The following is a 7,125-nucleotide window of genomic DNA, read 5'->3' as shown; positions in this document are numbered from 1 at the left end:
CGGAGGTTACGACGGCAGCGAAAGCGGTGGGTCAGACATTGGAAGGTGCCTGACACAGCGCATTCGCCACTGTCGCACAGCTCCAGAAGCTCCTACAGGTTCGGCGATGGTTCCCGTCTTCTGTCTGGCGCAGCCCCAAGGAGCGTTTACGCAAGGCAAACAAAAACGGCGACCTTTTCAGGTCGCCGTTTTTCGTTCACCCCAACCGCTTACTTGGCCGGGTAGATCTGGTCGAACACGCCACCGTCGTTGAAGTGGGTCTTCTGTACGGTGCGCCAGTCGCCGAAGGTTTTCTCGACGTCAAGGAAGTCGACTTTCGGGAAGCGGTCGGTGTATTTGGCCAGCACGGCCGGATCACGTGGGCGCAGGTAGTTATCCGCAGCGATCTGCTGGCCTTCCGGTGACCACAGGTATTTCAGGTATTCCTCGGCTGCAGCGCGGGAGCCTTTCTTGTCGACGACTTTGTCGACCACGCTCACCGGCGGCTCGGCTTCGGCGGAGACGCTTGGGTAGACCACCTCGAACTTATCGCGGCCAAACTCACGGGCGATCATTTCGGCTTCGTTTTCGAAGGTCACCAATACATCACCAATGTTGTTGGTCATGAATGTGGTGGTCGCGCCACGACCGCCGGTGTCGAGGACCGGCACATGGCTGAACAGCTCACCGACAAACTTTTTCGCTGCCGCTTCATCGCCACCATTCTTCAGGGTGTAGCCCCACGCGGAGAGGTAGGTGTAACGACCGTTGCCCGAGGTTTTCGGGTTGGGGACCACGACTTCCACACCGTCTTTGACCAGATCGTTCCAGTCCTTCAGCGCTTTCGGATTGCCCTTGCGCACGATGAACACCGTGGCCGAGGTAAACGGCGCGCTTTTGTTCGGCAGGCGGGTGACCCAGTTCTTCGGCACCAGTTCGCCGTTGTCCGCCAGGGCGTTGATGTCGGTCGCCATGTTCATGGTGATCACATCCGCCTGCAGGCCGTCGATGACCGCACGTGCCTGTTTGCTCGAACCGCCGAAAGACATCTGCAGCGTGATGTCTTCCTTGTGCTCGGCTTGCCAATGCTTCTGGAAGGCGGTGTTGTAGTCCCGATAGAAGTCGCGCATGACGTCGTAGGAGACGTTGAGCAGTTGGGGCGCGGCGTGGGCGGCGCTGCCGAAGGCCAGTCCGGCAGCCAGCAGGGAGGCGGCGAAGAGTTTGTTCACTGCGAATTCCTTTGTCGTGTGTGGAAATTGTTCTTATGAAGAAAGCGATGGCGATTGGCCGCGACTATAACGAAAAGCCTCAGGCGCTTATAGATTAAAAACTTCTGTACTTATGTTTTTCCAGAGGGTTCTGATGCTGAAATCGAATCGACCTTGGGGAACAGCGCATTGCCGCACCGGGAGCAGAATGCCGCGCTGTTCTCATGACTGTGCTTGGCACACACCGGGCAGTCGTGCTGCAACTGATCGCCACGCACGGCATTGGCAAGTTCCGCGGTGAAAATCCCGGTGGGTACGGCGATGATCGAGTAACCGGTGATCATCACCAGCGACGAGAGAATCTGCCCGATGGGCGTTTTCGGCACAATGTCGCCGAAGCCTACGGTGGTCAGCGTGACGATTGCCCAATAGATGCCTTTCGGGATGCTGGTGAAACCATGCTCCGGGCCTTCGATGACGTACATCAGGGTACCGAACACCGTCACCAGCGTCGAGACCGTGACCAGGAACACGATGATCTTCTGTTTGCTGCCGCGCAGGGCGGCCAGCAGGTAATTGGCCTGCTTCAAATAAGGGCTGAGTTTGAGCACGCGGAAGATCCGCAGCATCCGCACCACGCGCACGATTAGCAGGTACTGCGCATCGCTGTAGTAGATCGCCAGGATGCCGGGCACGATGGCCAGCAGGTCGATCAGCCCGTAGAAACTGAAGGCGTATTTCAACGGTCTGGGCGAGCAATACAGGCGCAGGATGTACTCGACGGCGAAGACGAAGGTGAAGCCCCATTCGATCCAGGCGAACAGGTCGGCGTATTGGCGGTGCACCGACTCGATGCTGTCGATGATCGCGACCAGCAGACTGCAAAGAATGATGAGCAGCAGGATCTTGTCGAAGCGCCGACCGGGCTTGGTGTCACTTTGAAATACGATGATGCGCAGCCGTTCGCGCCAGCCGGTGTTGCTGTCCATGGGGCAATTCCGATTCCAAGATCGGCAGAGCCTGTGACAAACCGCTCAGGAGCGCAACCGCTGATCGCTGTTTGCCTGTTTAAACAGGCGACCGCTGGCCTGCACCAGCCAGCACGCCAGGATGAACGGCGCGGTCAAGGTGGCCAACCCCAACCCGGAAAATCCCGGCTGCAACAGTATTGCGAGCACAATGGCGATGCCCGGCAGCCACGGCTTGTAACGCGCATGACTGAAGGCCAGCGCGGCCAGCGTCGGGTTGTAACCGGACAGACCCAGTAGCGTGACGTTGCTTTCCTGCTGCCACACCGCGAAGGCGACGCCACTGACGCAACCCAACGCTGCCCAGAGCGCGGCGCTGCGATTGGCGATCAGCAGGCCGACGCCAATCAACACCCCCGCCAACGGGTGATCCAGCAGAAACACCTGCCCGATGCCCAGTGGCAGGGCCTGAAACAGATTCGAGTCGGCGAGTCTCAGGTCAGGTAACGGCTCGGCGAAGATCAGCAATACCCAGCTGAAAAGAACGAACGGCGCGGTATAGGCCTTCAGGCACGATGCGCGCGGGGCGCGCTGCAACCACGCGTGTATCAGCATGGCGCTGAGGCCGCCACAGGCAATGATCAGCAACGGCAACAGCGGCGACCAATCGAATCGATAACAGATGAGCAGGCCCAACAGCACGCCGTTATAGCTGTACACGCCCGATTGGCGCTCGGCCTTGGCATACCCGCGACGTTGCGCCGTGAGCAAGCCGGCCACTGCGCCAAGCAGGGCGCCGCCAAGGGCGGAGGGGGCACTGATGAGAATCGCCACCAGGCAAAACAGACCGCAGGCGGGGCTGCGTTGCAGCAGGACCTGGCTGAAGCCGTTCAGCAAGGCTTCGGCCCAGTCGTGGCAGTGGGAGGAGGGGGCAGGGTTTGAGGTTTGCATATGTGTATTCAATATTTGTTTTTATTGTATACATATTGGCTCAACGCTTCAGGTTGATCAAGATCCCGAATGACCGTGATCATCTGCAGGAGCGCGCTTGCCCGCGATTGCGATCGGTCTGCGCGATCGATGTTGACTGACACGCTGCTCTCGCGGGCAAGCGCGCTGCTACAGGATGCGGCGGGTCAGGTATAACTGCATTGGATGACGTTCGCTGCCGTCGCCACCTCCGACGTCTCCCAGAGGAATTGCGCACGCTCGAAGATTTCCGGGCGCTCATCACGCCAGGTAGCATTCTTTACACCCTGAACTGCCTCAACAACCCGTTCAACTGCTCACTCAACCCTTTAAGCTGCGCACTGGCCGCGCTGGACTGTTCGGCCGCCACCGCGGTGCTTTGGGACAACTGCGCGGCCTGGGTGACGTTCTGGTTGATGTCTTCCACCACATGGGATTGCTGCAGGGTGGCGCTGGCGATCGATGCGTTGAGGCCGTTGAGATTGCGCAGCGCCTGACTGATGGAGCTCAGGCTCTGACCCGCCAGATTCGCCTGCTCGATCGTCAGCTGCGATGACCGGCTGCTGTCGCCGATGACCTTCACCGCAGCATCGGAATGAGTCTGCAGGCGTTCGATCATCGTCTGAATCTCGGCGGTAGACTTCTGCGTGCGCTGGGCCAAAAGCCGCACTTCATCGGCCACCACGGCAAAGCCACGCCCTTGATCCCCCGCCCGCGCAGCTTCGATGGCAGCGTTCAAGGCCAGCAGGTTGGTCTGCTCGGCGATCGAGCTGATCACCTCCAGCACTCCGCCAATCTGCGTGCTTTCGCTGGCCAGGGTGCGGATTACTTCAACGGCCTGATCGATGGTGCCGGACAGGTGATCGATCTGCTTCAGGCTGCTGTCGATATTGGCCTGACCCTGCTGCGCCTGGGACTCGGCATTGCGCATTTCACTGGCCGCATGCTCGGCGTTCCTGGCCACGTCTTGCACGCCATAAGTGACTTCGTTGACCGCCGTCGCCACCTGTTCCATCTGCAGTGATTGCTGCTGACTGCGTTCCTGCGCCTGTACGGCGTTACTGCCCAGCTCGCTCGACGCCTGGCCCAGGCCTACCGCCGACAGTTGCAGTTCGGTCACCACGCGACGCAGCTTGGCGGTGAAGGCATTGAAGTGCGTCGCCAATTGGGTGATTTCGTCACGGCCATGGGTTTCCAGGCTGCGAGTCAGGTCGCTTTCACCGCTGGCGATATTGGCCATGGCTTCGACAGTAGCCTTCAGCGGCCCGGCGATGCTGCGCCCGATGACGATCAGCAAGATCGCCATCAGCACGATGATGCCCAGGCTGATCGATGCTGCCTTGATTACCTGCTGCTGGAACTCGGCCTGAACGTCATCGACATACACCCCGGAGCCGATCACCCAGCCCCAGGGTGTGAACAGGGTGACGTAGGAGGTTTTCTGTACTGGATCGCTGGCGCCCGGTTTCGGCCAGCGATAGTTGACCAGCCCTGCGCCCTTGGCCTTGGCCACGGCGACAATTTCGTTGAAGACCTGGAAGCCGTCGGGGTCTTTCACGCCCGACAGGTCCTGACCCACCAGCTTGGGGTTGGCCGGGTGCATGATCATCACCGGGCGCAGGTCGTTGATCCAGAAGTAGTCGGTCTGGTTGTAACGCAGGCCACCAATGGCATCCATCGCCTGCTGCTGAGCCTGTTCACGGGTCAATGTGCCGGCGGTTTCCAGACCGTGGTAGTAGTCGAGCAGGCCGCTGGCGGTCTGCACCACATGCATGGTCTTCTGCGCCTTGGCGTCGTACAGGTCGTCGTGGATTTGCTTGAGCATGGCCACAGCCAGCGTGGACAACATCAACACAGCAACGATGAGGATCAGCCACAGACGTCGGCTGATCGAGAAATTGCGCATATTCATGACCGTCACTCCGTTCATTGTTCTTGTTTTTGCGCGAGCCGTTTCGAGTACCGACTCCCGTGACGGAGAATCCAGTCCAACCGGTGAATGTGGAAGAGATACCCCGTCTTAAAGCATCTCGGCGCTGGAAGGCCAAACGTGAGCGCAGCGCGACGAATTCCACGAACAATCGCAGCATTGGGCCGAATCCCGGTGCAGTGGTCAAAATGTGCCGACAGTTTTTGGTGGATATAGCCAAAGGCTTACACGAAGTGGAGATGTTAGCTCTATTGTGGATCCCATTTAAGAAGTACATTGGATCCATCAACTGCGGCAACGGACCGCTGCAGGATCAGGGAGGATCGGCCGTAGCCAAAGAATGGCAGCCAACAGGACGTTGGACGGTCTTGCGCAAACCCGCTTCGGCGGGTTTTTTAATGTCTGCGGAAAAGTTCGACCCATACGCGCCGTTTCCACTGCCTTTATCCCGCTACATCCCCTCCAGCGCTGCACTTGAAACAACCCTTTCGACCAAATGTTATCGCCAAATGGAATTTCCGGCGCTGGCGCCGTTCACAGTACCGACAACACCCGAGTCCAGGACAGGACCGGCCGGGCAGGCAATGAGAAAATTATTGTGGATGTAGCGCAAATGGCAGCAATCGAGCAAAAAGAAAGATTGATTCTGGTAGTCGAGGATGAGGCGATCATTCGCGATTTTGTTTGCGAGATTCTCGGCGACGAGGGCTTCTCGACCCGCGCGCTCGAAAACGCCGACGAGGCAGAGAATTATCTCAACGAAAACGCTGACGGCGTGTCACTGCTGCTGACCGACATTCTGATGCCCGGTAGCAAGAACGGCGCTGAATTGGCCAATCTCTCGGTCCAGAAATGGCCGCAAATTCCGATCCTGATCATGTCCGGTCATGAAACGCCGGAAAGCTCGGGGGTCACGCACCCCGTCACTTTTATTCGCAAGCCTTGGCAGATTGGGCAACTAATCGACGGCGTCCAGGCGGCGCTGAAGACCCGCCAGCCCGAGTAAGACCGCGGGCACGGTCTTCAGCGGTCCGGCTCGCAGCCTTTGAGCACCAGACGAATGATGGTCTGCGCGGCGGCTTCGTAGTCGGCGTCTTCCAGCCTGGCCTTGCCGGTGACCGTGGAAATCTGCCAGTCGAAATCAGCATAAGTCTGGGTCGCGGCCCAGATGCTGAACATCAGGTGATGGGGATCGACCGGCGCGATCAACCCATCATCGATCCAGCCCTGAATGCATTCGATGTTATGACGTGCCTGGCCGTTGAGCTGCTCGACCTGCTCGGGCGTCAGATGCGGGGCACCGTGCATGATCTCGCTGGCGAACACCTTGGAGGCGAAGGGCAGGTCGCGCGAGATGCGAATCTTGGAGCGGATGTAACTGCTCAGAACCTCGGATGGCACCCCTTCGCGATTGAACGGCGTCGAGGCCTGCATGATCGGCTCGATGATGCTTTCGAGCACCTCGCGGTACAGATTTTCCTTGGACTTGAAGTAGTAGTAGACGTTGGGCTTGGGCACGCCAGCCTTGGCGGCGATGTCGCTGGTCTTGCTGGCGGCGAACCCCTTGTCGGCGAATTCTTCACTGGCTGCGCGCAGGATCAGTTCTTTGTTGCGCTCGCGGATACTGCTCATAAAGCGGAATTTCCTTGCCGGCTCGGCGGTGGCGAATGTTAGCACCGGCCTCGCGACAGGCTCAAGATTGCTGCAAACCCATGAATTGGCTGAGGCTGCCCCTGTAGCGCAGGCGAGCGCCAGTGCTATTGTGTGCCGGTGGTAACGGGAGCGGGAAATACGAGGTGCCTTTTCAAGGCCTGAACGGGTATTCGGTGGCGAGGTGTCGGTTTATGAACAGCCCTTTGTTTTCCAGCGTGGTCGCCTATGCCCAGCACTGTGAGCGGCAACTGGTGGAAATCCTCCATCGCCGCCCGACGCTGGACCGTCAGCAGGTCATGACCTGGGTCGACGAGCAAAGTCATGCGATGAAAGACCGTGATCCTCTGGATCTTCTGCGCACCCTCAATGCCAGGGTGCGTGCGGGCAAGCCCTTGCCGTGGGAAGGGCAATAGCGTTT

Annotated in this window: 8 protein-coding genes; 3 read left to right on the top strand and 5 right to left on the bottom strand. The window is 59.1% G+C overall.

Features of this window, described 5'->3' with window-relative positions; translation table 11 throughout:
- Positions 1 to 209: 209 nt before the first annotated feature.
- From CE491_RS00535 to CE491_RS00520, 4 genes are all read right to left on the bottom strand, one after another.
- Positions 210 to 1,208, bottom strand: coding sequence for a sulfate ABC transporter substrate-binding protein (locus CE491_RS00535; RefSeq protein WP_110946433.1), 999 nt, complete (start codon positions 1,206 to 1,208; stop codon positions 210 to 212).
- 110 nt (positions 1,209 to 1,318) lie between these two features.
- Positions 1,319 to 2,176 (bottom strand): ion transporter, encoded by an 858-nt coding sequence (locus CE491_RS00530; protein ID WP_110946432.1) that lies wholly within the window; start codon positions 2,174 to 2,176, stop codon positions 1,319 to 1,321.
- Between the two features lie 45 nt (positions 2,177 to 2,221).
- Positions 2,222 to 3,106 carry an urea transporter gene (locus tag CE491_RS00525; protein WP_110946431.1) on the bottom strand — a complete coding sequence of 295 codons (885 nt, stop codon included), beginning with the start codon at positions 3,104 to 3,106 and terminating at the stop codon, positions 2,222 to 2,224.
- Between the two features lie 298 nt (positions 3,107 to 3,404).
- Positions 3,405 to 5,036 carry a methyl-accepting chemotaxis protein gene (locus tag CE491_RS00520; RefSeq protein ID WP_110946430.1) on the bottom strand — a complete coding sequence of 544 codons (1,632 nt, stop codon included), beginning with the start codon at positions 5,034 to 5,036 and terminating at the stop codon, positions 3,405 to 3,407.
- Positions 5,037 to 5,119: 83 nt separating this feature from the next.
- Between CE491_RS00520 and CE491_RS30065 the strand changes: the two genes are divergently transcribed.
- On the top strand, positions 5,120 to 5,662 hold the full coding sequence (locus tag CE491_RS30065; RefSeq protein WP_199884912.1) for a hypothetical protein: 543 nt from the start codon (positions 5,120 to 5,122) through the stop codon (positions 5,660 to 5,662).
- A gap of 5 nt (positions 5,663 to 5,667) precedes the next feature.
- Complete coding sequence (locus CE491_RS00515) at positions 5,668 to 6,060, top strand: response regulator (RefSeq protein WP_110946429.1); 393 nt, start codon at positions 5,668 to 5,670, stop codon at positions 6,058 to 6,060.
- Between the two features lie 17 nt (positions 6,061 to 6,077).
- Here the strand turns inward: CE491_RS00515 and CE491_RS00510 are convergent, their stop codons facing one another.
- Positions 6,078 to 6,686: a TetR/AcrR family transcriptional regulator gene (locus CE491_RS00510; protein ID WP_110946428.1), complete on the bottom strand. Its 609-nt coding sequence runs from the start codon at positions 6,684 to 6,686 to the stop codon at positions 6,078 to 6,080.
- Between the two features lie 212 nt (positions 6,687 to 6,898).
- On the opposite strand from CE491_RS00510, the gene CE491_RS00505 reads away from it, so the two are divergent.
- Positions 6,899 to 7,120 carry a hypothetical protein gene (locus CE491_RS00505; RefSeq protein WP_234407456.1) on the top strand — a complete coding sequence of 74 codons (222 nt, stop codon included), beginning with the start codon at positions 6,899 to 6,901 and terminating at the stop codon, positions 7,118 to 7,120.
- The last annotated feature ends 5 nt before the right edge of the window (positions 7,121 to 7,125 follow it).

Origin of the sequence: Pseudomonas bohemica (assembly GCF_002934685.1) — a bacterium.
GTDB classification, from domain to species: domain Bacteria; phylum Pseudomonadota; class Gammaproteobacteria; order Pseudomonadales; family Pseudomonadaceae; genus Aquipseudomonas; species Aquipseudomonas bohemica.
The sequence above is the reverse complement of the archived record's forward strand: the minus strand, read 5'-3'. Positions and strand labels throughout refer to the sequence as shown.

What these genes read in the sequence shown, in the direction of transcription:
- CE491_RS00525 (WP_110946431.1), bottom strand. Translation starts at nt 3,106, where the DNA reads ATGCAAACCTCAAACCCTGCCCCCTCCTCCCACTGCCACGACTGGGCC.
- CE491_RS00530 (WP_110946432.1), bottom strand. Translation starts at nt 2,176, where the DNA reads ATGGACAGCAACACCGGCTGGCGCGAACGGCTGCGCATCATCGTATTT.
- CE491_RS00515 (WP_110946429.1), top strand. Translation starts at nt 5,668, where the DNA reads ATGGCAGCAATCGAGCAAAAAGAAAGATTGATTCTGGTAGTCGAGGAT.
- CE491_RS00505 (WP_234407456.1), top strand. Translation starts at nt 6,899, where the DNA reads ATGAACAGCCCTTTGTTTTCCAGCGTGGTCGCCTATGCCCAGCACTGT.
- CE491_RS00510 (WP_110946428.1), bottom strand. Translation starts at nt 6,686, where the DNA reads ATGAGCAGTATCCGCGAGCGCAACAAAGAACTGATCCTGCGCGCAGCC.
- CE491_RS00520 (WP_110946430.1), bottom strand. Translation starts at nt 5,036, where the DNA reads ATGAATATGCGCAATTTCTCGATCAGCCGACGTCTGTGGCTGATCCTC.